Annotated in this window: 27 protein-coding genes; 17 read left to right on the top strand and 10 right to left on the bottom strand. The window is 33.2% G+C overall.

Annotated features, from left to right (window positions below; translation table 11 throughout):
• Window positions 1–33: 33 nt before the first annotated feature.
• The 6 genes from QBK95_RS16665 (at window position 34) to nadD (ending at window position 6,497) form a co-directional block, all read left to right on the top strand.
• Window positions 34–3,144: a VPS10 domain-containing protein gene (locus QBK95_RS16665; RefSeq protein WP_280935685.1), complete on the top strand. Its 3,111-nt coding sequence runs from the start codon at window positions 34–36 to the stop codon at window positions 3,142–3,144.
• A complete protein-coding gene (locus QBK95_RS16660) occupies window positions 3,145–3,696 on the top strand; it encodes a CopD family protein (RefSeq protein WP_280935684.1) in 552 nt (183 codons plus the stop codon).
• 20 nt (window positions 3,697–3,716) lie between these two features.
• Window positions 3,717–4,262, top strand: a complete 546-nt coding sequence (locus tag QBK95_RS16655; protein WP_280935683.1) for a GNAT family N-acetyltransferase — start codon at window positions 3,717–3,719, stop codon at window positions 4,260–4,262.
• 108 nt (window positions 4,263–4,370) lie between these two features.
• Complete coding sequence (locus tag QBK95_RS16650) at window positions 4,371–5,231, top strand: YicC/YloC family endoribonuclease (RefSeq protein WP_280935682.1); 861 nt, start codon at window positions 4,371–4,373, stop codon at window positions 5,229–5,231.
• A 63-nt stretch (window positions 5,232–5,294) separates the two neighbouring features.
• A complete protein-coding gene (gmk, locus tag QBK95_RS16645; protein ID WP_280935681.1) occupies window positions 5,295–5,867 on the top strand; it encodes a guanylate kinase in 573 nt (190 codons plus the stop codon).
• Window positions 5,868–5,909: 42 nt separating this feature from the next.
• Window positions 5,910–6,497 (top strand): nicotinate (nicotinamide) nucleotide adenylyltransferase, encoded by a 588-nt coding sequence (nadD, locus tag QBK95_RS16640; RefSeq protein WP_280935680.1) that lies wholly within the window; start codon window positions 5,910–5,912, stop codon window positions 6,495–6,497.
• Window positions 6,498–6,573: 76 nt separating this feature from the next.
• Here nadD and QBK95_RS16635 read toward each other — a convergent pair whose 3' ends face one another.
• Genes QBK95_RS16635 through QBK95_RS16625 form a run of 3 tightly spaced genes read right to left on the bottom strand, consistent with a single transcriptional unit; the run spans window position 6,574 to window position 9,056 of the window.
• The gene (locus QBK95_RS16635; protein ID WP_280935960.1) at window positions 6,574–7,356 is read right to left on the bottom strand and encodes an enoyl-CoA hydratase/isomerase family protein; all 783 of its coding nucleotides are present in this window, start codon (window positions 7,354–7,356) and stop codon (window positions 6,574–6,576) included.
• A 14-nt stretch (window positions 7,357–7,370) separates the two neighbouring features.
• Window positions 7,371–7,574 (bottom strand): DUF4177 domain-containing protein, encoded by a 204-nt coding sequence (locus QBK95_RS16630; RefSeq protein WP_280935679.1) that lies wholly within the window; start codon window positions 7,572–7,574, stop codon window positions 7,371–7,373.
• Window positions 7,575–7,592: 18 nt separating this feature from the next.
• On the bottom strand, window positions 7,593–9,056 hold the full coding sequence (locus QBK95_RS16625; RefSeq protein ID WP_280935678.1) for a sensor histidine kinase: 1,464 nt from the start codon (window positions 9,054–9,056) through the stop codon (window positions 7,593–7,595).
• Window positions 9,057–9,184: 128 nt separating this feature from the next.
• On the opposite strand from QBK95_RS16625, the gene QBK95_RS16620 reads away from it, so the two are divergent.
• The 5 genes from QBK95_RS16620 to QBK95_RS16600 all read left to right on the top strand — a co-directional run bounded on the left by QBK95_RS16620 (window position 9,185) and on the right by QBK95_RS16600 (window position 14,737).
• Window positions 9,185–10,873, top strand: coding sequence for an ABC transporter ATP-binding protein (locus QBK95_RS16620; RefSeq protein ID WP_280935677.1), 1,689 nt, complete (start codon window positions 9,185–9,187; stop codon window positions 10,871–10,873).
• Between the two features lie 93 nt (window positions 10,874–10,966).
• Window positions 10,967–11,512, top strand: coding sequence for a hypothetical protein (locus QBK95_RS16615; RefSeq protein WP_280935676.1), 546 nt, complete (start codon window positions 10,967–10,969; stop codon window positions 11,510–11,512).
• A gap of 121 nt (window positions 11,513–11,633) precedes the next feature.
• Entirely contained in the window at window positions 11,634–12,098 is a 465-nt protein-coding gene (locus QBK95_RS16610; protein ID WP_280935675.1) for a hypothetical protein, read from the top strand.
• A gap of 284 nt (window positions 12,099–12,382) precedes the next feature.
• Window positions 12,383–13,519, top strand: a complete 1,137-nt coding sequence (locus tag QBK95_RS16605; protein WP_280935674.1) for an SPFH domain-containing protein — start codon at window positions 12,383–12,385, stop codon at window positions 13,517–13,519.
• Between the two features lie 93 nt (window positions 13,520–13,612).
• Window positions 13,613–14,737 (top strand): TFIIB-type zinc ribbon-containing protein, encoded by a 1,125-nt coding sequence (locus QBK95_RS16600; RefSeq protein WP_280935673.1) that lies wholly within the window; start codon window positions 13,613–13,615, stop codon window positions 14,735–14,737.
• A gap of 4 nt (window positions 14,738–14,741) precedes the next feature.
• On the opposite strand, the gene QBK95_RS16595 is transcribed toward QBK95_RS16600, so the two are convergent.
• From QBK95_RS16595 to QBK95_RS16575, 5 genes are all read right to left on the bottom strand, one after another.
• Window positions 14,742–15,119 (bottom strand): hypothetical protein, encoded by a 378-nt coding sequence (locus tag QBK95_RS16595; RefSeq protein WP_280935672.1) that lies wholly within the window; start codon window positions 15,117–15,119, stop codon window positions 14,742–14,744.
• A 264-nt stretch (window positions 15,120–15,383) separates the two neighbouring features.
• Window positions 15,384–16,937 (bottom strand): L-piperidine-6-carboxylate dehydrogenase, encoded by a 1,554-nt coding sequence (gene amaB, locus QBK95_RS16590; protein WP_280935671.1) that lies wholly within the window; start codon window positions 16,935–16,937, stop codon window positions 15,384–15,386.
• A gap of 162 nt (window positions 16,938–17,099) precedes the next feature.
• Window positions 17,100–17,639: a 3-hydroxyanthranilate 3,4-dioxygenase gene (locus QBK95_RS16585; protein WP_280935670.1), complete on the bottom strand. Its 540-nt coding sequence runs from the start codon at window positions 17,637–17,639 to the stop codon at window positions 17,100–17,102.
• 114 nt (window positions 17,640–17,753) lie between these two features.
• Window positions 17,754–17,966 (bottom strand): hypothetical protein, encoded by a 213-nt coding sequence (locus QBK95_RS16580; RefSeq protein ID WP_280935669.1) that lies wholly within the window; start codon window positions 17,964–17,966, stop codon window positions 17,754–17,756.
• A 206-nt stretch (window positions 17,967–18,172) separates the two neighbouring features.
• Window positions 18,173–19,096 carry a nicotinic acid mononucleotide adenyltransferase gene (locus tag QBK95_RS16575; protein ID WP_280935668.1) on the bottom strand — a complete coding sequence of 308 codons (924 nt, stop codon included), beginning with the start codon at window positions 19,094–19,096 and terminating at the stop codon, window positions 18,173–18,175.
• Between the two features lie 125 nt (window positions 19,097–19,221).
• Here QBK95_RS16575 and QBK95_RS16570 point away from each other — a divergent pair, with 125 nt between their 5' ends.
• From QBK95_RS16570 to QBK95_RS16555, 4 genes are all read left to right on the top strand, one after another.
• The gene (locus QBK95_RS16570; protein WP_280935667.1) at window positions 19,222–20,217 is read left to right on the top strand and encodes an NAD(P)H-dependent glycerol-3-phosphate dehydrogenase; all 996 of its coding nucleotides are present in this window, start codon (window positions 19,222–19,224) and stop codon (window positions 20,215–20,217) included.
• Window positions 20,218–20,284: 67 nt separating this feature from the next.
• Window positions 20,285–20,740, top strand: a complete 456-nt coding sequence (locus tag QBK95_RS16565) for a nuclear transport factor 2 family protein (protein WP_280935666.1) — start codon at window positions 20,285–20,287, stop codon at window positions 20,738–20,740.
• A 3-nt stretch (window positions 20,741–20,743) separates the two neighbouring features.
• Window positions 20,744–21,589, top strand: a complete 846-nt coding sequence (locus QBK95_RS16560) for a sulfurtransferase (RefSeq protein ID WP_280935665.1) — start codon at window positions 20,744–20,746, stop codon at window positions 21,587–21,589.
• A gap of 67 nt (window positions 21,590–21,656) precedes the next feature.
• Entirely contained in the window at window positions 21,657–22,712 is a 1,056-nt protein-coding gene (locus tag QBK95_RS16555) for a glycoside hydrolase family 3 N-terminal domain-containing protein (protein WP_280935664.1), read from the top strand.
• Between the two features lie 42 nt (window positions 22,713–22,754).
• On the opposite strand, the gene QBK95_RS16550 is transcribed toward QBK95_RS16555, so the two are convergent.
• Both QBK95_RS16550 and QBK95_RS16545 read right to left on the bottom strand, forming a co-directional pair.
• Window positions 22,755–22,937, bottom strand: a complete 183-nt coding sequence (locus QBK95_RS16550; RefSeq protein ID WP_280935663.1) for a type II toxin-antitoxin system antitoxin — start codon at window positions 22,935–22,937, stop codon at window positions 22,755–22,757.
• 6 nt (window positions 22,938–22,943) lie between these two features.
• Window positions 22,944–23,795, bottom strand: a complete 852-nt coding sequence (locus tag QBK95_RS16545; RefSeq protein ID WP_280935662.1) for an SPFH domain-containing protein — start codon at window positions 23,793–23,795, stop codon at window positions 22,944–22,946.
• A gap of 300 nt (window positions 23,796–24,095) precedes the next feature.
• Here QBK95_RS16545 and QBK95_RS22960 point away from each other — a divergent pair, with 300 nt between their 5' ends.
• Together QBK95_RS22960 and QBK95_RS16540 are read left to right on the top strand one after the other, a co-directional pair.
• Complete coding sequence (locus tag QBK95_RS22960) at window positions 24,096–24,680, top strand: DUF3667 domain-containing protein (RefSeq protein ID WP_445012636.1); 585 nt, start codon at window positions 24,096–24,098, stop codon at window positions 24,678–24,680.
• Between the two features lie 6 nt (window positions 24,681–24,686).
• Window positions 24,687–25,550 (top strand): AraC family transcriptional regulator, encoded by an 864-nt coding sequence (locus tag QBK95_RS16540; protein WP_280935661.1) that lies wholly within the window; start codon window positions 24,687–24,689, stop codon window positions 25,548–25,550.
• Window positions 25,551–25,618: the final 68 nt, after the last annotated feature.

The following is a 25,618-nucleotide window of genomic DNA, read 5'->3' as shown; positions in this document are numbered from 1 at the left end:
TTATTCTTGGCAAAACTTTAAAACTCAACCAACATGTACTCACAATTTATTAAAGTAACTATTATTGCCTTTTTTGTTTTAGGTAATTTTTCCTTCCTGAATGCCCAAACCTTTGAACAAGAATTATACGATGCATTAGAGTATCGATTAATTGGTCCGTTTAGAGGTGGTCGTAGTGCCGCAGTAACGGGTGTTCCTAACAAACCAAACCTGTTTTATTTTGGAGCAACAGGTGGCGGAGTCTGGAAAACTACCGATGGAGGTCGTACCTGGGAAAACATATCTGATGGTTTCTTTGGCGGATCTGTTGGTTCTATTTCGGTATCTAAAAGTGATCCCAACGTTATTTATGTAGGTGGTGGAGAAAAAACATTACGTGGAAACGTATCTTCTGGATATGGCGTATGGAAAAGTGTTGATGCAGGAAAAACATGGATTCAGTCAGGATTACCAAAAAGCAGACATATCCCTAGAATAGCTATTCATCCAACAAATCCAGATATTGTTTATGCTGGAGTTTTAGGAAATATTTATAAGCCTACACAAGATCGAGGTGTATACAAAAGTATCGACGGTGGAAAAAACTGGAGTAAAGTATTATTCGCTAATCAAGATGCAGGAGCTGTTGATCTTACCTTAGATCCTAACAATCCGAGAATTCTATATGCTTCAACTTGGAATGCAAGAAGAACGCCATATAGCTTAAGCTCTGGAGGAGATGGTTCTGCACTATGGAAAAGCACAGATAGCGGAAAAACCTGGAAAGAAATCTCAACAAATAAAGGTTTTGCTAAAGATACTCTTGGAATTATAGGAGTAACGGTTTCTCCTGTAAATAGTGAAAGAGTATGGGCAATAGTAGAAAATAAAGAAAAAGGAGGAGTATATCGTAGTGATGATGGAGGAGATACTTGGAATCAATTAAATAGTGATCGCAGTCTTCGTCAGCGTGCCTGGTATTATACCCGTATCTATGCAGACTCTAAGGATCAAGATGTTGTTTATGTTGTAAACGTATCCTATCATAAGAGTAAAGATGGTGGAAAAAACTTTAGTAGTTTCAGAGCTCCTCATGGAGATCACCACGATCTCTGGATCGCTCCAGAAAACCCAAAACGGATGATAATGGGCGATGATGGAGGTGCGCAAATTACCTACGATGGTGGAGAAACCTGGAGTACTTATCACAATCAACCTACTTCTCAATTTTATCGCGTAACTACAGATAATAGTTTCCCATATAGAATTTATGCAGCGCAACAGGACAATTCTACCATTAGAATTAATCATAGAAGTACAGGATCTTCTATCTCTGAGGATGATTGGGAACGCACAGCTGGTGGAGAATCCGCTCATATAGCTGTAGATCCTAAAAACAATGATATCGTATATGGAGGTAGTTATGATGGTTTCTTAACCAGAGTAAATCATAAAACCGAAACAATTAGATCTATAAGCGTATGGCCTGATAATCCAATGGGACATGGCGCCGAGGATATGAAATATCGTTTTCAATGGAATTTCCCTATTATGTTTTCTAAACATAATCCAAATAAGCTATATACATTTTCTAACCACGTACATGTAACTGAAAACGAAGGTCAAAACTGGAATGTAATCAGTCCTGATCTTACCAGAAACGATCCAAGCAAACTAAAATCTTCTGGAGGGCCTATTACTCAGGATAACACTTCTGTAGAATACTATTGTACCATTTTTGCAGCTGCTGAAAGCCCTCTAAAAGAAGGTCTTTTATGGACTGGTAGTGATGATGGATTAATTCATATAAGTCAGGATGGAGGGGAAAACTGGAGCAACGTAACTCCTAAGGGAATGCCAGAATGGATGATGATTAATAGCATTGAGCCAAGCTCTTTTGACGAAGGTACTTGCTATGTCGCAGGAACCCGCTATAAATCTGGTGATTTTGCACCTTATTTATATAGAACAACCGATTATGGAAAGTCGTGGACAAAAATTACTTCTGGAATAAATAATGAGCATTTCACACGTGTACTTCGCGAAGATCCTAAGCGTAAAGGGTTGCTGTATGCTGGTACTGAAACAGGAATGTATATTTCGTTCAATAATGGTACAAACTGGAATTCATTTCAATTAAATCTTCCTATTGTTCCTATTACGGATTTAACGATCAAAGACAATAATTTGATCGTTGCTACACAAGGAAGAAGTTTGTGGATTATTGATGATCTTACCGTGATACACCAACTAAGCAACACTCTAAAAAATCAAGAGAACGTCTTGTTTAAACCAAAAGACACCTATAGAATGGCTGGTGGAAGTCGCAAAGAATCTAAAACAGAAGGCACCAATCATCCTAGTGGAGTAATCACATACTTTAACCTAAAAAACTTTGATACAAAAAAAGACACTGTTTCGCTTACCTATTTTAATACAAAGGGAGATACTATAAAATCATTTAGTTCTGGAGCTAAGGAGAAAAAAGACAAACTGTTAGAGTTAAAAAAAGGAGCCAATCAGTTTAGTTGGAACATGCGTGGTGATGGTGCAGAAAAACTAAAAGGAATGATTCTATGGTGGGCAAATCTCAATGGTCCTAAAGCGGTTCCAGGCACTTATAAAGTGAGTTTAAATGTAAATGGAAATGAAACTTCTCAATCTTTTACAATTCTTGCTGATCCAAGAGCCGAGGCAACTCCTCAAGAAATGCAATCACAATTTGATTTTATTACTAGCGTAAATAAAACGGTCGATCAAGCACACCAATCCATTAAAAAAATTAGAAAGATCAATGCGCAACTAAAAGCGTTCTCCACACAATACAAGGATGATGAGAACACTAAAGATTTAGTCCAAAAAGCAAAAGATTTGCAAAAACAGTTTGGAGAAATTGAGAAAGCATTATATCAAACCAAAAATAAAAGTGGTCAGGATCCTTTAAATTTCCCAATTAGATTAACAAATAAACTAGGTCACTTAAATTCTCTTGTAGGAATGGGAGATTTTGGTCCTACATCTCAAGATATAGAAGTTAAAAACGAATTGACGAAACAGATTGACAAACAACTAAAAGCTTTTGACAAATTAATTTCTGAAGAAATCAAAAGCTTTAATACAGAATTCAATACCTTGCAACTTAATTATCTTTTTGTAGAAGAATAAATGCAAGAATACTATAACTACATAAAAGCCCTGCACCTTATTTTTGTAATAACTTGGTTTGCAGGGTTATTTTATATGCCTAGATTATTTGTATATCAGATTGAGGCTTCGCAAAAGCCTTCTCCAGATAAAGAAATATTAGGAAAGCAATTAAAACTAATGGCCAAACGGCTTTGGTTTATCATCACATGGCCTTCTGGAATCCTGGCAACTACTTTTGCAATTTGCCTATTAATTTTAAGGCCTGGGATTTTACATGATTCCTGGATGCATATAAAATTAGGCTTTGTAGTCCTACTTTTTATATACCATCTTAAAAGCCATCACATATATAAACAGCTTCAGAACGATATTGTAACTTGGTCTTCGAACCAAATGAGAATATGGAATGAAGGATCTACAATTATTCTTTTTTCTGTTATATTTCTAGTGATTGTGCGAGATGCAGTAAATTGGATCTATGGAGTAATAGGTATTCTTTTACTTGCTGTATTATTAATGCTGGGGATACGACTTTATAAAAGAATTAGAGATAAAAACCCAGATGCTTAGTCTAAATTCCCTATTTATAGTTGAGTTTCTTTCCAAAAACATATACCGCTAAAAACCGTCAAGATATCTTGATTCGACAAGCTATATCCGATGATGCTTCTCAATTATTAAATCTCAAATTAGAATATTTAAAAAACACAGCAACCTTGCCTCTCTTCGAAGATGAATATCCGAATGATATTGATCAGGAAAGAGATATGATTGAAAAATATCAATTAGATACTAATAGTATTATTCTGGTAGCAATTTCTGAAGAAAAAATTATTGGAAATATTGACCTATCAAATAGTGTAAGAAAAAAAATGAAACACACAGGTATGATTGGTATGGGTATTCATACGCAGTGGCAAAATCAAGGTATTGGTACTTTATTGCTTCAAAATGTGGTGGATTGGGCAAAAGAAAACGAAATACTAAAAACAATCTGGCTAGAAGTATACGCTTCCAATCCTTCAGGAATTGCATTGTATCAGAAAATGAAGTTTCAAAAACGCGGTATTATCCCTAATTTTTTTCTGGAAAAAGAGAACTATATTGATAAAATTATTATGTCTAGAGAGGTCTAATTTGTTAATAATTTGCTGTTATAGTTTCTAAAACCGTACTGGATACCTTCACCTCACTACTTTTATGTATCTTCGTGTAATTTTTTAAACGAGTACTGATATAAGTTTATGATCAAATCCATGACAGGTTTTGGGAAGTGCATCCTTCAGCTTCCTACCAAAAAAATCACTATTGAGGTAAAATCCCTTAATAGCAAAAATCTAGATCTTAATGCAAGGATTCCTTCTCAATACCGCGAAAAGGAGTTAGAAATGCGTAAAACCATTGCAAAAACTCTGGAAAGAGGAAAAGTAGACTTTGGTTTATATGTAGAAGTGACTGGAGAGGAAAATTCAACTAAAATCAATAGAGATATTGTAAATGATTACATCAAACAATTAGAATCAATCCATAATCCTGGAAATCGACTGGAAACCTTAAAAATGGCTGTTCGTATGCCAGATGCTTTAAAAACAGAGCGTGCAGAGGTTGATCAAAAAGAATTTGAAGCTATAAAAAAAGGATTGTCTGATGCTCTTAATGCAATAGAAAGTTACAGACTTGATGAAGGTATAGCACTAGAGAAAGATTTTGTTACTCGTATCAAAAACATTGGAGATTTGCTTGAAAAAGTTATTGAGATTGATCCAGAACGTATTGAAGTAGTAAAAGAAAGATTACATAAAGCCGTTTCTGAATTAAAAGAACAAGTGGATGAAAATCGTTTTGAACAGGAACTAGTATATTATCTTGAAAAATTTGACATTACTGAAGAAAAAGTAAGACTTGCCAACCATTTGGAATATTTTACAACCACACTGAATTCTAAAGATTCTAATGGTAAAAAGTTAGGTTTCATAACACAAGAAATTGGTCGCGAGATCAATACTATAGGAAGCAAATCTAATTATGCGCCCATGCAGCAATTAGTTGTGCAGATGAAAGATGAATTAGAAAAAATCAAAGAACAGCTACTGAATATTTTATAGTAGTCTAAATTAAAAGCTGATATACATAGTCCTTTACCTTTTTTGTTGGTAAAATTTATATAGATGAAACAAGGAAAACTCATAGTACTGTCTGCACCATCAGGCAGTGGAAAAACTACTTTAGTTAAATACTTATTACACAATGAGGAATTGAACCTAGATTTCTCAATATCTGCTGCTTCCAGAGAACCTCGTGGAGGAGAAGTTCATGGAAAAGATTATTACTTTCTTTCATTGAGAGAGTTTAAAGATAAAATCAAAGCAGATGAATTTCTGGAATGGGAAGAAGTATATCGTGATAATTTTTATGGAACGCTAAAAACCGAAGTGCAACGTATCTGGGATAAAGGCAAACATGTTATTTTTGATATTGATGTTGTTGGTGGATTAGATATCAAAAGAATCTATCCTGATCGTACCCTTGCTATTTTTGTAAAACCACCAAGTATCGAAGAATTAAAAATTCGACTTAAAAAACGTAAAACCGAATCAGAAGATAAAATCAATATGCGAGTAGCCAAAGCTTCTACTGAGTTAGCAACTGCTCCACAATTTGATGCTATTGTAACCAATGATGATCTTGAAAAAGCAAAAGCTGAGGTATTACAATTAGTAAAAAAATTTATTTTAGGATAACAAGAATCTAATCTCCCTTTTCTAAGAAAGAAAGGACTTCTTATGAAAAAAACAGGTCTATATTTTGGAACATTTAATCCCATTCACATAGGTCATTTAGCGATTGCTAATCATATGGCAGAATACTCTGACCTTGATGAAATATGGATGGTAGTAACACCCCATAATCCATTTAAAAAGAAAAGTTCGTTGCTTGACAACAATCATCGATTGGAGATGGTATACCGCGCTACAGAATCATACCCCAAACTAAATCCTAGCGATATTGAGTTTAAACTACCTCAACCCAATTATACTATCCATACACTCGCACATCTACAAGAAAAATATCCCAATGATCAATTTAGTTTGATCATGGGTGAAGACAATTTAAAAAGCTTCCATAAATGGAAAAACTATGATGTGATTTTAGAAAATCATGACATCTATGTGTATCCACGAATTGCAGGAGGAAAAGTTGTAAATGAACTCTTAACTCATCCAAAAATTCATCGAGTTGACGCTCCGATTATGGAAATATCTTCAACTTTTATAAGAAACGCAATACCAGAAGGGAAAAATATCAGGCCATTACTTACAAAAGAAGTATGGGAATATATAGATGAAATGAATTTTTATCGACAAAAATAGGGTAGCTTTCTAAAAAATAATGAATCGGGTTTAACAACCAAATATTACTTTTTAGAAAGCCTCATCTGTACTTTTATTACTTTCCAGGAAAATTTGCCTTTCTTTTTTCTAAAAATGCAGTAGTTCCTTCTTTAAAATCTTCAGTTCCAAAACAATTCCCGAATTCTGTTATTTCAGTTTTAAAACCATTTACACCATCTTCGTATGCAGCATTAACAGCCTGAATTGCTGCACCTATAGCTACAGAAGAATTTCGACTAATCTTGCTTGCTAATTTTTCTGCTAACGGTAATAACTCTTCTAGAGTAACTACATGGTTTACCAATCCATAATTTAACGCTTGATTAGCATCGATCATTCCTGCTGTCATTATCATTTCCATCGCTCTGCCTTTTCCTACCAATTGAGGTAAACGTTGGGTTCCTCCATATCCTGGTATGACACCTAAAGAAACTTCTGGTAATCCCATTTTGGCATTATCGCTAGCAACTCTAAAATGAGCCGACATCGCCAACTCTAATCCACCACCAAGTGCAAATCCATTAACAGCAGCTATTACTGGTGTAGATAAGTTTGCTACAAAATCAAAAAGCAATTCCTGTCCTTTTGCGGCCAACTGACCACCTTGATCTACAGAGAAATTAGCAAATTCACTAATATCTGCTCCTGCTACAAAGGCTTTTTCTCCACTTCCAGTCACTATAATTACTTTTGTTGCAGCATCCTTATTAGCTGTATCAAAAGCCTTATGTAGTTCCTGAATAGTTTCTTTATTAAGTGCATTTAATTTTGAAGGACGATTGATCGTAATCGTAGTGATTCCACTATTATGAGCTGTGAGAATATTATTATACATTATATATTGTTTGTTTATTATTTTACGTCTCTTTCGAAATACAAATAGAAATACATGCCCATTCCGAAATCTTCAACATCTGTAGAGACCAATCTCCATCGATCTTTAGCATATATATCCAGTTTTTCTTGAATGTCTTTAGAAGAAGATTTTAGAATATGCTCTTTATCCAATGTTAATTTTGAATAATAAATTAAGGATTCTAATTTATACTCTTTCATAATATTTTAAATATCAGGTTATTCTTTTGGAAATTTTACTTTAAATACAGTTCCTTTTCCTTCTTGAGAGGTAAAGGTAATACTTCCTTTATAGGTTTCCACAATATTTTTCACCATACCTAATCCGAGCCCCATTCCACTGGTTTTGGTTGTAAATTTTGGTTCAAAAATCTTTTTTTTATTTTCTTCTGTAATACCAACTCCATTATCGGCTACAGTAATCACAATATCCTCTTTTTCTGTAAAGACATTAACCATGATTTTAGGTATTTGATCTTCAGGAATTGCTTGAATACCATTCTTCACCAAATTAGTAACCACACGTATTAGCTGAGTTCTATCGAATGTGGCAATAATTTTTTCTTTTTCTGAAGGAAAGACGATATAATCTTCGTTAAAAATATCCAACGCCAGTCCCACAATCTTCACTACGTCTAATGTTTCACTTTTCTGAGCTGGCATCTGCGCAAAATTAGAAAATGCAGATGCAATAGAACTCATGGTATCGATCTGTTGTATCAACGTATCACTATATTCTTTTACCTTTTGATCAATATTTGGATCATTTGGATCAAATTTACGCTCAAAACTCTGAACGGTCAATCGCATTGGTGTTAATGGATTTTTGATCTCATGAGCTACTTGTTTGGCCATTTCTCTCCAAGCCGCTTCACGCTCACTTTTAGCCAACATAGCAGCACTTTCTTCTAGTTCATCGATCATACTATTATATGCATTAACCAATGAGTAAATTTCCTCACTTGTATCCCCTATTTGAATTCTTTTGTTTCGTTTATCTAAACGTGTTTGATCTATGGTTTCTGAAATCGTTTTTAAGGAACGAGTAATATATTTAGATAAGAAATACGCTAATGTAATTGCAATCAGTAATATAATAAGATATCCTTCTCCTATTCTTTTCAAAAATTCCTTCAGTTCTCGGGTAATCAAATCATCATCTTCAAGATAAGTTAGATTCAAAATTCCTATGGGTTTACCCTTAGAGTCCGAAATAAAAGTATAAGATGATTGATAATTAATGCCCTTTTTTTCAAATTTTATAATGGTCTTTTTTTCAAAATCATTACCCAAATCATCTATGATCTTTTTATCTATTTGCCTATCCAAAGTGTCTATGACAAATGTCTCTGGAGATTTTATTAATAATTTACCATCTAAATCATAAATATTCACTGGTAAATTATGTACCGTTGATAATTCGTTAATACCAAATTTTCTGGGTGCTTTAAATATTAAAGGAATATTTTCTGTTGATTCTTTATAGGTAGTATTTCTAATGATAAAATCAATATTCTCTCGTATCGCCACCTCTTTTCTATCAAGTCGTTCACTATGATATTCCTCAGCTTCTTCCTTATATTGAAATATAGCAATAACAGCAATCATAATCGAAGCTATAAGTACTAATAAAGTCATCAAGATAAAAATCCGTGTTCGTAGTGATAATTTGGTAAGCTTCATAGTGTTCTTTGAAACGTAAATATAACAAATATCACACCAAAATAGTTACACGATAAACACTTCCGATAAGCTGGTCTATCCATCAATTCATTAAGACGAATTGATTAAATTTACTTAGTTTTGATACTATGGATACTACTGCATTGCTTTCTGTTAAAAATCTATCTGTTTATTTTTCTTCTGAGGGAACATCAACTCAGGTATTACATAATATCTCGTTTGACATCAATCCTAATGAAATCTTAGGAGTAGTTGGAGAATCAGGAAGCGGAAAATCAGTAACATCACTAGCTATTATGGGATTACTTCCCACAAACATATCGAATTCGACTGGTGAAATTCTATATGATCATAATTCACTTCTTGATGTAGATGATAAAACCTTGCAATCCATTCGTGGAAACGAAATTGCAATGATTTTTCAAGAACCTATGAGCTCCTTAAATCCATCTATGAAATGTGGTAAACAGGTCATAGAAATTTTGCTTCAGCATACAAACCTATCTAAATCCGAAGCAAAAAAAGAAACACTCTTTTTATTCGAAAAAGTAAAACTTCCTGATACCGCTCGTGCCTATGATTCTTATCCACATCAATTGAGTGGTGGACAGAAACAACGTATCATGATTGCTATGGCAATTGCCTGTAAACCAAAATTACTTATTGCAGACGAACCTACAACGGCACTAGATGTAACAGTACAAAAAGAAATTATTAGCCTCCTTAAAGAGCTTCAGAAAGAATATAAAATGAGTATTCTTTTTATCTCACATGATCTATCGTTGGTTTCCGAAATTGCAGATAAGGTACTAGTCGTTTATCAAGGAAAAATGGTTGAATATGGAGTTACAAGTCAAATTTTTAATGACCCTCAAAAAGAGTACACAAAAGCATTAATTTATGCCAGACCATCACTAGACGTTAGATTTAAAAACCTACCAACCATACAAGATTATCTCAATGATCAAAAAAAGGATCGAGAAGTTGTTACAAAAATACAACGAGAAGAACATCATAAAGAATTATATAGTAATCCACCATTACTGGAAGTAAAGAATGTAGAAAAGAGTTTTTTTTCTAAAGCTGGTTTGTTTGGTAAAAAAGAGTTTAAAGCTGTCGACAATGTAAGCTTCAAATTATACGAAGGCGAAACCCTAGGACTTGTTGGAGAATCTGGATGTGGTAAGTCTACATTAGGAAATACAATTTTACAATTAGACAAAGCTAATAGCGGTGAGATTTTATATAAAGGTCAGGATATTACAAAAATCTCTTCTTCTGAAATAAGAAATCTAAGAAAAGAGATCCAATTAATATTTCAGGATCCATTTGCATCACTTAATCCTAGATTAACAATAGGTAATGCAATTATGGAACCGATGAAAGCTCATAACCTATATGCTAATAATAAAGAACGAAAAGAAAAAACCATTCATCTTTTAGAACGTGTAGGGCTCGATCGAGCATATTTTAATAGATATCCTCACGAATTTAGCGGAGGACAACGACAACGAATTGGTATTGCAAGAACCATCGCATTACAGCCTAAATTAATAATATGTGATGAATCGGTAAGTGCGCTAGATATATCTGTGCAAGCGCAAGTACTAAATTTACTAAATGAACTAAAGGAAAAATTTGGGTTTACCTATATTTTTATATCTCATGATTTAGCGGTAGTAAAGTATATGTCGGATCAACTTTTGGTTATGAATAACGGTAAAATCGAAGAGCGAGGTGATGCTGATTTGATCTATGAAGATCCAAAAATGGAGTACACAAAAAAACTTATAAATGCTATACCTAAAGGAATTTAAGCACTTCCTCTTTTAAATTCCAAATTTGTTATTTTTCATGTTTACCTGAAATCTTTTATCAACACTAAGTTTTAAATTATAAAACTTACAATGATGAAAACACTAATCGTTACAAAATTAATTAGGATAATATATGTAATGTCCATATTACTATTAATATCCTGTGATACCGACATCCCAGAAATCGACACAACAGTACCCGAATTTTCATTTAATATTTCTGGAGATGGTTTTAATCGAACATTTACTCAAGATGATGATTTTTCTGGGCTTCAACTTAATTTAAATGCAGACACTGAATATGATTTTATTTTCACTGGATCGGATTCTGGAGGTGTAGAAAGAATATCTTGGCAATACCCGCACGATTATATTGAGTTTATTACAGAAATACCAGCTCCTTGGGAAAACACTTCTCAGACATTTATTTCTAGCTTAATTTATTGGAACGGGGATCAGGCAAATCCGACTACTGGAAATATCTTAACTGGAAAATTAATAACCAATGGAGATATCATAAGCATCTCATTCTCTTTTTTAGTTAAAGATTTTGGAGGATCTGATGGAACATCAAACACAACAACAGAATCATTAAACATATATATAGGAAATCATACTACAGAAGTGATTGACCTCTAATTACAAAGAAAATACTTCCCTTTTAAAACCTATTTCATGAATTTGAATAGGTTTTTTTTAGTTCTAATGTTTACCTCTTTATAAAAACTCACACTAAACATAAACTATAAAACATTAAATGATGAAAACGACAATGAAATTTTTAACGTATTGTATGATGGCTTTTGCCTTAGTATTAACTTCTTGTGATGGTGAAGATGGTGCCAACGGACTTGATGGTGCAATTGGCTCTCAAGGTGAAGATGGTAATGCTAATGTAGTTTCGGTTTTATTAGAAAATCAAACTATAAATAATGGTGATACCGTTTTTGATGTCCCTCAATTAACTCAGGAAATTTATGACACAGGAATCGTATATGCATATGTTACAGTAACTGGAAATGATTATTGGGAAGTATTGCCACTAAGTCTCGGACAACAGATTATTCTAGAAATCGACAAAATAGAAGTTGGTAAAATCACATTGAGAGCCACTTTTACTCAATCAAATCTTAGACTACGATTTGTATTAGTAGAAGGTACTGATGCTAGCAGTGTCGACTTTAGTAATTATGATGAAGTACAAATGCATTACGGATTAGACTAATAACCATACCTAATCAAGTATAAAACTCCTTGTTCAATCTTTTTGAGCAGGGAGTTTTATATTTACTCAATTCTGATAGTATTTGAACTTAAAAGATATTTAGATTCTATTTTTGTTCTTTAACCAAAAATAAACTGCTTGATCCCTTTAAATAATCGATGATACGCAAGACTTATAAAACAATCTGCATTTCATCTAAATCTCATAGATTTTAACCTCAAATAATTTTTAATGAAGCATTCTATTTTGTAGTTTTAGAACACGAATTATAAATCAACTCACCAATGGGAATTTTTGACGAAATAAAAAAGAAGCTTAGCAACGAATTTATAGATATTATAGAATGGTTAGACAATACACAGGATACCATTGTACATCGATTCGAACGTTACCAAAACGAAATAAAAAATGGTGCCCAATTGATTGTAAGAGAAGGGCAAACTGCTGTATTCATTAATGAAGGTCAATTAGCAGACGTGTTTGAACCAGGAACCTATACTTTAAACACTCAAAACCTGCCTATTTTAACTACTCTAAAAGGTTGGAAATATGGATTTAACAGTCCGTTTAAAGCAGAAGTGTATTTTGTAAACACACATTTATTTACGAATGAAAAATGGGGAACAAAAAACCCAATAACATTAAATGACGATCGTTTTGGTCTGGTAGAAATCAGAGCCTTCGGAACCTATGCTTTTAAAATTAGTGACCCAGGAAAATTTATCGTTGATATTGTTGGTACGGATGCTAATTTTACCAATTTTGAAATTAACGAACATCTTAAAAGTCTAATTTCAACACGTTTTACGGATACCGTTGGTGAAGCTAATTTCCCAATTGAATTATATGCTGCAAATACTACTGAGTTGTCTGAAACTTGTAAAGAGGTAATGCAACCTGAATTTAAATCTGTTGGGATTTCTTTAGAAAAATTCTTTATCGAGAATGTATCGATGCCAGAAGATTTAAAGAAAGAGATCTTTGAGTATAGTAGAATCGACAAACTGGATCTAGATAAATTAACCAAATTCAAAACAGCAAAAGCTATTGAGGCTGCCGCAGCTAATGAAGGTGGTACTGCTGGCGCTGGAATGGGAATGGGAATGGGTTTTGTACTTGCACAACAAATGGGTGGTATGATGAATCCAATGGCTACACAACAACAAGTACAACCTCAGCAAAGTTCTCCAGTTGCTCCACCACCAATGCCTGTACAGGTTCAATACTTCTACGCCTCTAATGGTCAACAAGCAGGACCTGTATCTATTGATCAATTAAAAGCACTCTTTGCTAATAGAACTGTAAACAAAGATTCATTAGTATGGAAACAAGGAATGGCTAATTGGGCTGCGATTAAAGATGTAGAAGAGCTAAAATCATTTTTAGGTGGTAGCACTCCTCCTCCATTACCTGGAGCATAAGTCTTCTAATATTAATTAAACACCTTATCATAACCTTCTCCCTCAAAGGAGAAGGAATTATTTTGTAAAACCTTTAGTATCGTAGTTCCTAACATGGAAGAAGAAAAAAAAGCATTTTCTGAACAAAAAAAATCCTGTACCAATTGTGGTGCTGAGTTGACATATAAGCCAGGTACCACTCAGATTACCTGTGATTATTGTGGACATGAAGAAGCTATTGTTCAAGATGAAAATGGTTTTAAGGAATTAGAGCTAAAACCTTATCTCGATGAAATGGGATCTCTTTCTCATTCTGAAGAGATTTTGATGCTACATTGCAAAAACTGTGGTGCAAATCAGCACATTGAAGAAAATTACAAATCTCTTCATTGTGTGTATTGTACGATGCCTTTGATCATAGAAGATGCTTATAAAGAAGATTGGATTCTTCCTGGAGCTGTATTGCCTTTTCAGCTTGATCAAAAAAAATCACATCAAATATTTTCTAAATGGGTAAAAGGATTGTGGTTTGCGCCAAATAATCTTAAAAAAGCGGCCTTAGATCCTGAACATACTAAAGGTTTATATCTTCCCTATTGGACTTTTGACGCGCAATTATATGCAACCTATACTGGACAACGAGGAGATTATTATTATGTAAGTGTTCCATATACCAAAACAGTTAATGGTAAAACAGTTAGTGGAACTCGACAAGAACGAAGAACCAGATGGACTCCTGCTAGTGGTAATGTAAACGGTTTTGTGGATGATACTCTTATAAAAGCTTCTCATCAGCGTAAAAATCCAATACCTACTAAAATTGCTCACTGGAACCTTGACGCTTTAGAACCTTTTAACACTAGTTTTTTAGCTGGTTTTGTTACAGAAAAATATACAATCCCATTAAAAGATGGTCATTTGTCTTCTACGCAAGAGGCAGAAAGAATCGCACATTCCTGGGCACGCCATGATATTGGTGGTGACACGCAGCGAGTACATTCGGTAAATATGAGTTTATCTGAAGAAACATTTAAACATATATTACTACCTGTATACATCAGTGCATATCAATACAATGCAAAGAAATACAATTTCTTTGTCAATGGTCAAACAGGAAAAATATCTGGAAAACGACCATATTCCTTTTGGAAAATATTTTTCTTTTCTCTAATGATCATTGTTATAATTCTAACTATTGTTTGGTTGGTAGATATGTATGGAAACCAACCTCAAGGATAACTTCTTAATTAGACTGTAAAATATATTCTCTACTTTCAGTGATTACGTGACATATATCCTTATCTACAATAATAGGGATTGTGGAAGTAAATGTTTCATATCCATCACCGCTAATTGTTATAATATATGTTCCTGTTCGCTCAAAAGCTCCAACAAAAGTATTAGAATTTGTAATGTTTTCAAGTGTTTCAGTATAATCATTATCTGTAGCTACTACTGTAATCCCTGTAACTAGAAACACATCACTGTTTATTCCATCTTTCACACTAATTTCTAGTCCTGGTCTTGCCTCTTCCGTACAAAAAACAGGATCAGTGGTTTCTTGTTCATCCAGGTTACAAGCTGTACAAATTAATAATGCGATTAAAATTAATTTCTTCATATCTCTTTTACATATTTATAATAAAGATGCATTTCTGTCGAGGTGGTTGCGTCTTTATTTTTGCTAAGATAAATATTACCAACAAAACTCTGTTTTTTTAACATATTGGCACTACTTCTTATTTTTCCTAAAAAAGCATACTATTATTGAGTTTGGTCTAAGCATATATTATATTTAAGTATAATTTGCTAACGCATGATATATAACAAAAAAACACCCTTTTTATTGAAAAGGGTGCTTCTATTTTTAAAATGATATTATACCTTACAAATCAAACTTAATCCCTTGAGCTAAAGGAAGTTCTGTTGTGTAATTAATTGTATTTGTTTGTCTACGCATATATACTTTCCAGGCATCAGATCCAGACTCACGTCCTCCTCCAGTTTCCTTTTCTCCTCCAAAAGCACCTCCGATTTCAGCACCAGATGTTCCAATATTCACATTGGCAATTCCGCAATCAGATCCTGCGTGCGATAAAAATCTTTCTGCTTCACGAAGATTGTTGGTCATAATAGCAGAAGATAATCCTTGCGCTACACCGTTCTGAAGATCGATAGCGTTTTCTACATCACCGCTATATTTTAATAAGTATAAAACAGGAGCAAACGTTTCGTGCTGTACAATTTCAAAAGAATTATCCGCTTCAGCAATTGCTGGCTTTACATAACATCCACTTTCATACCCTTCTCCAGAAAGCACACCACCTTCTACAACAATGTTTCCTCCTTCGGCTACCACTTTTTCTAAAGCATTTTGATATCCTTTTACGGCATCGGTATCAATTAAAGGTCCAACATGATTGTTTTCATCTAATGGATTTCCAATACGTAATTGCTTATATGCATCAACTACAGCATTCTTTACTTTATCATAAATAGATTCGTGAATAATTAATCTTCTAGTAGATGTACAACGTTGTCCTGCTGTACCTACTGCTCCAAATACTCCACCAATCACGGTCATTTTAATATCAGCATCTGGAGTAACAATGATAGCGTTGTTTCCTCCTAATTCTAATAAAGATTTACCAAGGCGTTGTCCAACAGTGGCTGCCACAATTTTACCCATTCTTGTAGATCCTGTAGCAGAAATTAATGGAACACGCTTATCTGTAGTCATCATCTCACCTACTTTATAATCTCCATTGATCAAACAAGAGATTCCTTCAGGAAGATCATTATCCTTTAAAACTTTAGCAATGATGTTTTGACAAGCTACTCCACAAAGTGGTGTTTTCTCACTTGGTTTCCATACACATACATCTCCACAGATCCATGCTAAAGCAGTATTCCAAGCCCAAACCGCTACTGGAAAGTTAAACGCTGAAATAATTCCAACAATTCCCATTGGGTGATATTGTTCATACATTCTATGTCCAGGTCGCTCAGAATGCATCGTTAATCCATGTAATTGTCTGGATAATCCAACAGCAAAATCACAGATATCTATCATTTCCTGAACCTCTCCTAATCCTTCTTGATATGATTTCCCCATTTCATACGAAACAAGTTTTCCAAGTGGTTCTTTTAGTCTTCTTAACTCTTCTCCAAACTGTCTTACAACTTCTCCTCTTATAGGTGCTGGTTTTAATTTCCAGGATTTAAATGCTGACTGTGCTTTTTCTATTACTTGCTCATAATCAGCGGCAGTAGTTGTAGTTACTTTTCCTATTAAATTACCATCTACTGGTGAAATAGAAGAAATCTCTTCTCCAGAAGAAAACCAATCAGAACCTGTAGAAGTTCCATTATTAAGATCAGAAACACCTAATTGTTTTAGTGCTTCATCTATTCCAAAATCTGTTGCTATAGCTGCCATGTTTTTTGAATTGTTTTTTTTGAGGTTGTAAAGATACTGTGTTTTAAAGATATATTAAATTTTGATCGTTTATAAAGTTGATTTTGAATGAATTTTCAAAAAAACACTATAAAAAAAATCAATCTTCTACTAAAACACAACTACCTGAATTAAATTGACTCTTTATTCTTCAGCAATAAATCGCTCATCCATGGGCATTTCGGTTTGGCAATTATTACAAGTTCTTAAAGATGTGTTACTATAAAAATCTTTAAAATGTTTTAGAAAATCCTTTTCGATATCGTTCAATTTAAAATATACTTCATGCAATTTGGTATTACAATTGTCACAAAACCATAATAATCCATCTTCGGCATCGAGATCTACCCGTTTTCTTTCGATCACTAATCCAATAGAGTTAGGGTGACGTACTGGAGAATGCGGAATTTTTGCAGGATGCAAGTACATATCTCCTGGTCCTAACTTCATGGTTCTTTTCTTACCATCTTCCTGAATATGTACTTCGATCTCCCCTTCTAATTGATAGAATAGTTCTTCTGTTTCATTATAGTGGTAATCTTTTCTTGCATTGGGACCAGCAACAATCATTACAATGTAATCTCCTGCATCTTTGTATAAGTTTTTATTACCAACTGGAGGTTTTAGTATATCTCTATTTTCTTCAATCCATGTAGTAAGATTGAACGGTTGCTGAATCGGCATAACTATTTATGTTTTGAAATATAAAATTACGGAAATGCGTGAGATCTTTCCAAAAACAAAAGCAATCTTAATTAAAAAAAACAAAAGCGAACCGAAGTTCGCTTATTTTAATACTTAACAACCTGTATCTTCATATTCTAAACTTCCATCTGTTGGGCAAGGATCCGAACAGGATTGTGTAATTATGATTTGATAAGGGCTATTTCCTGGTCTAAAAACGCAAGCACAGCATTCATTAAAAAATGGGAAACCGCCTCCTTGAATAGATTTCTGCGCGATTTTACTTAGTTTTTTACTGTTGTCGATGTTTAAAATTTTTTTGAGCATAATATTAAAGTTGATTTGTTAAGGTATTAAAGATAAAAAAACAAGAGGTTAATTCCCTGTAATTTTTAAATTATATTCTCAATATCAGATACTTAATCAACACTTATTAACATAAAAAAAGAAATCGCTCAGACAAGATTTCTCTTGTAGAACGATTTCCAACTAAATAACCAACCAAAAAAATTTATATTGTCTAGTACGACTTTCTATTTTGTAAGCTTCATAAAATCTGCTTTTTTAATTCTTTTCTTATCATTCTGGGATGGTTTTCCATCTTTAGAATTCTTAAATTGAAGATATCCTCTACCAACAAATTCGTAAATAGTTCCCGAAGCAGGATGAAGCAATTCTATCTTACTATCATTTATAACGGTCAACTCGAAATATTCATTGCCCAAATAATCGTAATCAAGTGTTAAATTTTTCATATAGAAATTATTAGCTACATCTTCTACCGCATAATACCCAGTATAATCGTAGTATATATCATTGATATTGTTAACATTAGCATCTTCAGAACTATTAAAATTATCTCCAGATCCATAATAAAGAAACTGTAAGTAATTCTCATTATCAAACTCATTTAATGCTCCGAACTCACTTGTATATACTTTTTCCCAGGTAGTATACTCATGCAAGAAGTAATGAATATTATCATAGAACACCCTATCATAATCAAAAGTATTTCTCTGATATCCAATAAGATAATAACTCGTGTTAGTAATGCGATCATACAGCCTTATTTCATTATTTCCATATTGCGTTACATCAAGGCTATAAATCCCATCAATATCATGATTGATATCAACCTCCATACTAAAAGTATCATAGAATCCAACGTCTAACCCAAACCCATTACCATTACTTCCAATACCTACTAGATTATTATTGGCATAAAATGTTCCGTTTTTAAAAGAAACTGTAAATGCTTTCTGAAGAAAAGGAATCTCACCGTTTCCTTGTGTACGTTCTATATCCACATACCAGATTTCATACGTATTTAATAATTCATTTAATGTAATTACAGGTTCTTCAATAAAAACATCTTCTTCTACTACTACTTCTGCAACACAAGAAGTAAAAAGTATTGAACCTAATAATAAAGCCGAAAGTAATTTTAAAGTCTTCATAAGCTAAGTGTTTTTCAATTTCATATAGAAGAAACCAAAACCTGTGCCAAAAATATATTCAATTGATTATCAGTCTTTTATTTTGAATTCTATTTTGCGTATTTTTGAACTCACAATCATTTTACATGGATAAAGAATTAAAATTCGCCGTGATCGGTGGTGGTAGCTGGGCAACTGCAATTGTAAAAATGCTTACCGAGAACCTACATGAAGTAGGTTGGTATATGAGAAGTGTGTATGCTATTGAACATTTAAAAAGACAGCAACATAATCCTAATTATCTAAGCTCGGTAGAATTTAAACTTGAACAACTTAGACTTACCAATGATATTAATGAAGCTATTACATATGCGGATTATTTAATTTTCGCGATTCCTTCTGCGTTCTTACATACCGAATTAGGTAATCTTTCTGCTTCACTAGAACATAAAATCATTTTTTCTGCAATCAAAGGGATTGTTCCAGAAACTGGACTAATTGTAGGAGAACATTTCCATGATGAATACAATATTCCTTTTAATAATATTGGTGTAATTACTGGTCCTTGTCATGCAGAAGAAGTTGCTTTAGAGCGCCTCTCATATTTAACCATTGCTTCTAATGATGAAGCTAAAGCAAAGGTTATGGCAGAAAAATTAAGCAGTGAATATATCAAATGTAAGGTAAGTGATGATATTATTGGTACTGAATATGCTGCGGTATTAAAGAACATTTACTCGGTTGCTGCTGGAATTGCACACGGATTAGGATATGGAGATAATTTTCAGAGTGTTTTAATGAGTAACGCTATTCGTGAAATGAAGCGTTTTATCAAAAAGATTCATAAGATGAAACGTAATATCAATAATTCTGCATATCTCGGAGATTTATTAGTAACTGGATATTCTATTTTCTCACGTAACCGAATGTTTGGTAATATGATCGGTAAAGGATATACTGTAAAAAGTGCGCAAATGGAAATGAACATGGTCGCAGAAGGATATTATGCAGCTAAAACGGCCTATGAGTTGGACGCTACCAAAAGTACACGAACACCCATTATTGATGCCGTACATGATGTACTATATGAAAACAAAAATCCAAAAAAAGTATTTAGCAAACTAGCTGATAAACTGGACTAAATTGCAATTAAAATGTTTCTTTTGATAGCATGAGAAGCAACAGAATTAAACATAAAACTAGGTAATTATGAAAGAGCTCATCGAAAGATTTTATACTGGTCTAAACGAACAAGATGCGGACAAAATGATATCTTGTTATCATGATGACATTGTTTTTGAAGACCCTGGTTTTGGAAAACTAAAGGGAGAACGAGCAAAAAAAATGTGGCAAATGCTATGCAAAAATGGTAAAGATCTTAGAGTCGAGTTCTCTAAAATTGAAACTAATGAGCAAAACGGATCTGCACATTGGGAAGCGTGGTATACCTTTAGCCAAACTGGAAGAAAAGTACATAATAGCATTGATGCTCAATTTGAGTTTAAAGATGGTAAAATTATAAAGCATACAGATCACTTTAATCTACATCGATGGGCTTCTCAGGCAATTGGCTGGAAAGGTAAATTACTTGGAGGAACAGGTTTCTTTAAGAAAAAACTTCATCAGCAAACCAATAGATTGCTCGATAAGTTTCAAGCATCTTAGGCAATGACAACATTACAACTTCCTACTCCATTAGTATCTGTAGATTGGTTATCAGAACATCTTGATCATCCTGATTTGATTATCCTGGATGCAAGTATTAAAAAAGTCACTACAAATACATCAACATCTTCTGATATTCAAATCATAGGAGCTCGTTTCTTTGATATCAAGAAATCATTTTCTGATCAAGATACTGATTTACCTAATATGCTTCCTTCTGCAAACAATTTTGAAAAGAGTTGTAGAAAACTTGGAATTAATACTAATTCTAAAATCGTAATTTATGATACGATTGGGATCTATTCAAGTCCAAGAGCTTGGTGGATGTTATCCATAATGGGGCATAAAAATATTGCAGTACTGGATGGTGGTCTTCCTGAGTGGATACGTAAAGGGTTTTCAACAGAAAACAAAAGTACTATTACTAATTACCCCAAAGGAAATTTCAAAGTAAACGATCGTTCCAAATGCGTTGTAAACGCAGAAGAAGTTTTATTTGAAATGAACAGTACAAATTCTATGATCCTTGATGCACGCTCCTATGGGCGATATAAGGGTATTGATCCCGAACCCAGATCTGATCTAAAAGGAGGACATATACCCAACGCTCTCAGTTTACCATATACCGAAGTACTAGAAGATGGAAAAATGCTTCCAGTACAAGAACTTCGTACGCTGTTTGCAAATTTTGATCTTGAAAATAAAAAACTAATCTTTAGTTGTGGTTCTGGTATAACGGCTTGTATTATTTTATTAGCTGCTCAGCTTTCGGGTTATTCCAATCTTTGGGTCTATGATGGATCTTGGACCGAATGGGGACAATTAAAAGGTGTTCCAATCCAATGTTAATATTTAAAACTAATTCTTACTTATGCGCTATTTTCCTCTATTTCTACTAATTTGTGTATGTTGCACTTTGCAAACAAACGCTCAATCTACCAAGTTCGGTTTACAAGATTTTTATACTTATAATTCAGAACTTGAATATACAGTAGATTCTATTTATCATACGCTTTCAGAAAGACAACAAGTAGCACAAATGATCATATCATCTGCAGGTGAACTAGGAAAACCCATGGCTACCGTAAAAAACCTGACAGAAAAAGATGCTATCGGTGGCGTTGTTTTCTTAAAAGGCAGTAAAAAAACACATACCGAAAGTATTCAGGCCTTAAACGCAATTTCTTCTAAAAATAAGACACTTCCATTACTCTTTAGTATGGATGCAGAACCTAGTTTATTTAGTAGCCGAATCAAAGGTGCTAAAGATGTTGGAAAAACCATTGATATCAAAACAGAAGCACAATCTGATGCCGTCGTAAATACCATTAATACCGAACTAAGAGAAATAGGTGTTCACCATAATTACGCACCTGTACTGGATATTAGCGCAAGCAATGAAGCTATTAAATCCAGAAGTTATGGAAGCGATAAAGATGAAGTAATCAGTCTTGCGAATCAATTTATAAAATGCACGCAAGAAGGTGGTATTATAGCTACGGCAAAGCATTTTCCAGGTCATGGACTGGTAAAAGGCGATACTCATAAACAAAGTGTATATATCGATGGTCCTTTACAAGAAGTAGACAACTATAAAACAATCATAGCAGATGGTGTATTATCCATTATGATCGCACATATCACCATCCAAAATAACGAAAAGTATGGTACAGATGGTTTACCTTCTAGTTGTTCTCGAAAAATAATTACTGGTCTGCTTAAAGAAGAAATGGGATTTAAAGGAATTATTATCTCTGATGCATTAAATATCATGAAAGCTGTAACGATTCTTGATAATGCACCTTTATTAGCCTCTAAAGCTGGTTGTGATCTCATTCTGATGCCACAAAACGAAGAAAAAACAATCAATGCAATTATAGCAGCGATGAAAAAGGATCCTAATTACAAAAAACAGGTAGTTCAATCTGTTAAAAAAATACTACGATTGAAAGTTTGTAGTGGAGTGATTTAGTTATCATATTCTAAGGAGCATCGGTATAAGGCAAGATCTATTTTAGCTTTCATCTTTAGTATCTGGCTTGTTCTTATTTTTAAGACGTTTTGCATCTTTTAGAGATTTCTGAATCATCCATTCTAATTGGCCATTTACACTACGGAATTCATCATCAGCCCATTTTTCAATGGCTTTAAAAACTTCAGGATCAATTCGTAGTGCAAATGACTTTTTCTTACTCATGTAATTTTAATTTAAAGTCCCAGTATTAATTACTGGTGTAGCTTCTTTATCACCGCACAAAACTACCATTAAATTACTAACCATAGATGCTTTTTTATCATCATCAAAATCTATAATTCCATCTGCCGATAATTTTTGTAATGCATCCTCTACCATTCCAACAGCTCCTTCTACAATTTTTTTACGTGCAGCTACAATTGCGACTGCTTGCTGTCTTTTTAGCATTGAACTTGCTATTTCGGGTGCATATGCCAGATATCCTATTCTTGCCTCCATCACTTCAATACCTGCCATAGATAAACGTTCTGTAATCTCATTTTCCAAAGCTTCATTTACTTCATCCATACCAGAACGCAATGTCAATTCTGCCTGTTCATCATCAAAATTATCATATGGATACGATCCTGCCAATTTTCTTACAGCGGCATCGGTTTGTACTCTTACAAATTCTTCATAATGATTTACATCGAATGCTGCTTTATAGGTATCATTGACTTTCCAAACCAAAATTACATTAATCATAATAGGGTTTCCAATCTTATCATTTACCTTAACTCGTTCACTATCAAAATTTCTAGCTCTTAAAGATATTTTTTGCCTGGTATAAAATGGATTAGCCCAAAAGAACCCGTTTTCTCTGACCGTTCCCTTATATGCCCCAAAAAGTACCATTACTTTAGAACTATTAGGATTAACTATAAAAAATCCTCGCAAAACAATTAATACTATTGGAAATAGTAACAAAAGTTGCGGCAGTTCTGTTTTAATCGTTATCGCGATCAATACCAAGCCAACAATCACTAAAATTCCCAGTACTAAATAACCATTTTGTGCTTTAATATTTTTTTCGTTTTTCATAATAATATCATTTTGATATCACAATGATACAAAAAATAATTGAATTATTTTGAATAAGACGTCTTAATCATCGTTACAAAAATCGTGGTTGTTCCTATAGATTCTGTACCTGAATCGTATTATTACCTATATTTATACCAAATAATATATATACATAAATTACTATTGGAATTAATACACTGTCTCAACTGCAAAACATCATTTCATGGGAATTTTTGTCCTGAATGCGGACAAAAGAGTACAACAAAACAAATTACATATCAATCCTTAGCAACGGATTTTATATCTGGTTTTACTGATATGGATAAAGGTTTTTTGTTCAATTTAAAATACTTGATCATTGCACCAAAAAAAACCATTCTCAATTACATCCAAGGAAAAAGAAAACGTCTCTTTAATCCCATAAGCTATGCGATTATAACGATTACTATATATTTGATTATTCAATCTCAACTTGGGATTTCTAATATCTCCTCATCCGATCAAATCGAAAGGAGTAATCCTGAGTTATACAGTCTTAGCTATAAAACGGGTCAAATCATAGCCCAGTATTCAAAATTCTTCTGGCTTTTGAATATCTTATTTCTAAGCTTATTTACTAGATTGTTTTTTAAGCGTTTTAACTTTTTTGAACACTTAGCGATTAATTCATTAATCGTAGGTCATTCTACCTTATTTGGTATCATGTTTTATGTTTTTAAAAGCGTACCGCCTATATTTAATCCTATAATTTTCTTCTATATATTGTTTCTATTATACATGGTTTTCTACACTAAAGGAAATAGATTCGAAATCATTGTAGCCTCTATCTTTTCGGTATTCTTTTCTTACTTGCTTTTTTACATTATCCCTCTTATAGTCATATGGCTTATTGAACTATTCTAAAATATAATGAAAGAAATACTTTTTAAAAATAAGCGGAATAGTAACTATAGGTTTGATCTAGTCGATTTAGAGGATATTCTTAAAAAAAAACCTAAAGATCACAGTCAATTTGATCATCATAAGATTTCCTTTTATGTTATAGCGCTCATTACTCATAAAAATGGAAAACACAGTATAAATTATAATGATTATTCCTTTAAAAAGGGGACAGTTTTTACGTTACGTAAGAATAATATTCACAAGTTCTACAAAACCGATGCTAAAGGAAAATTTCTTGTTTTTACCGAAGATTTTGTTATTCACTATTCGGATAAAAGTGAAACTATAAAGCTATTTCAACTATTTAATGAAATGCTAAGCTCTCCCAAGCTACAATTAAATAGCAATGATTTTGCTGAAATAGAAAATTTGATTGGTCAAATAGCGCAAGAATATTCTGATCTCAAAAACACTTATTCAATAGAAATAATAAGATATTTAATGCAAGTCTTAATACTTAAACTATTTCGGATAAAATCAAAGAGTGTTCACTACTTAGGAATAAAGAAATACCATTTAAAATTTATGTACCTACAGGAACTAATTGAACGGGAATGTTTTGAAAGTAAAAAGGTGTCCTATTATGCAAATAAAATGGGTGTTACATCCAAAACACTTAATAATATAACCCAAGCCGTTATTGGCAAATCTGCTAAATCCTGTATTGATGAAATTGTAATTCTTCAAATCAAAAGGCTTTTAATCAATTCATCACTTTCCTTCACCGAAATTGCTTATCAAGCAGGGTTTAGTACTCCAACCAATTTTTTTAAATATTTTAGAAAAAAAACTGGACTTTCGCCAAAACAATTTAAAGAAAATAGCCAGTAAGTGTTTTTCTCATTTCTACCCTAAAAAAGCTTTTTTTAACCTAATAACTTTTCGGTGCTGATTTAACT

The organism is Aquimarina mycalae, assembly GCF_029906345.1.
In the GTDB taxonomy this organism is placed as follows: Bacteria; Bacteroidota; Bacteroidia; order Flavobacteriales; family Flavobacteriaceae; genus Aquimarina.
The sequence above is the reverse complement of the archived record's forward strand: the minus strand, read 5'-3'. Positions and strand labels throughout refer to the sequence as shown.

Bases quoted from the DNA above. Each gene is read 5' to 3' on its own strand.
- QBK95_RS16665 (WP_280935685.1), top strand. From the start codon at position 34: ATGTACTCACAATTTATTAAAGTAACTATTATTGCCTTTTTTGTTTTA.
- QBK95_RS16660 (WP_280935684.1), top strand. From the start codon at position 3,145: ATGCAAGAATACTATAACTACATAAAAGCCCTGCACCTTATTTTTGTA.
- QBK95_RS16650 (WP_280935682.1), top strand. From the start codon at position 4,371: ATGATCAAATCCATGACAGGTTTTGGGAAGTGCATCCTTCAGCTTCCT.
- gmk (WP_280935681.1), top strand. From the start codon at position 5,295: ATGAAACAAGGAAAACTCATAGTACTGTCTGCACCATCAGGCAGTGGA.
- nadD (WP_280935680.1), top strand. From the start codon at position 5,910: ATGAAAAAAACAGGTCTATATTTTGGAACATTTAATCCCATTCACATA.
- QBK95_RS16630 (WP_280935679.1), bottom strand. From the start codon at position 7,574: ATGAAAGAGTATAAATTAGAATCCTTAATTTATTATTCAAAATTAACA.
- QBK95_RS16625 (WP_280935678.1), bottom strand. From the start codon at position 9,056: ATGAAGCTTACCAAATTATCACTACGAACACGGATTTTTATCTTGATG.
- QBK95_RS16620 (WP_280935677.1), top strand. From the start codon at position 9,185: ATGGATACTACTGCATTGCTTTCTGTTAAAAATCTATCTGTTTATTTT.
- QBK95_RS16615 (WP_280935676.1), top strand. From the start codon at position 10,967: ATGAAAACACTAATCGTTACAAAATTAATTAGGATAATATATGTAATG.
- QBK95_RS16610 (WP_280935675.1), top strand. From the start codon at position 11,634: ATGAAAACGACAATGAAATTTTTAACGTATTGTATGATGGCTTTTGCC.
- QBK95_RS16605 (WP_280935674.1), top strand. From the start codon at position 12,383: ATGGGAATTTTTGACGAAATAAAAAAGAAGCTTAGCAACGAATTTATA.
- QBK95_RS16600 (WP_280935673.1), top strand. From the start codon at position 13,613: ATGGAAGAAGAAAAAAAAGCATTTTCTGAACAAAAAAAATCCTGTACC.
- QBK95_RS16595 (WP_280935672.1), bottom strand. From the start codon at position 15,119: ATGAAGAAATTAATTTTAATCGCATTATTAATTTGTACAGCTTGTAAC.
- amaB (WP_280935671.1), bottom strand. From the start codon at position 16,937: ATGGCAGCTATAGCAACAGATTTTGGAATAGATGAAGCACTAAAACAA.
- QBK95_RS16585 (WP_280935670.1), bottom strand. From the start codon at position 17,639: ATGCCGATTCAGCAACCGTTCAATCTTACTACATGGATTGAAGAAAAT.
- QBK95_RS16580 (WP_280935669.1), bottom strand. From the start codon at position 17,966: ATGCTCAAAAAAATTTTAAACATCGACAACAGTAAAAAACTAAGTAAA.
- QBK95_RS16575 (WP_280935668.1), bottom strand. From the start codon at position 19,096: ATGAAGACTTTAAAATTACTTTCGGCTTTATTATTAGGTTCAATACTT.
- QBK95_RS16570 (WP_280935667.1), top strand. From the start codon at position 19,222: ATGGATAAAGAATTAAAATTCGCCGTGATCGGTGGTGGTAGCTGGGCA.
- QBK95_RS16565 (WP_280935666.1), top strand. From the start codon at position 20,285: ATGAAAGAGCTCATCGAAAGATTTTATACTGGTCTAAACGAACAAGAT.
- QBK95_RS16560 (WP_280935665.1), top strand. From the start codon at position 20,744: ATGACAACATTACAACTTCCTACTCCATTAGTATCTGTAGATTGGTTA.
- QBK95_RS16550 (WP_280935663.1), bottom strand. From the start codon at position 22,937: ATGAGTAAGAAAAAGTCATTTGCACTACGAATTGATCCTGAAGTTTTT.
- QBK95_RS16545 (WP_280935662.1), bottom strand. From the start codon at position 23,795: ATGAAAAACGAAAAAAATATTAAAGCACAAAATGGTTATTTAGTACTG.
- QBK95_RS22960 (WP_445012636.1), top strand. From the start codon at position 24,096: ATGGATAAAGGTTTTTTGTTCAATTTAAAATACTTGATCATTGCACCA.
- QBK95_RS16540 (WP_280935661.1), top strand. From the start codon at position 24,687: ATGAAAGAAATACTTTTTAAAAATAAGCGGAATAGTAACTATAGGTTT.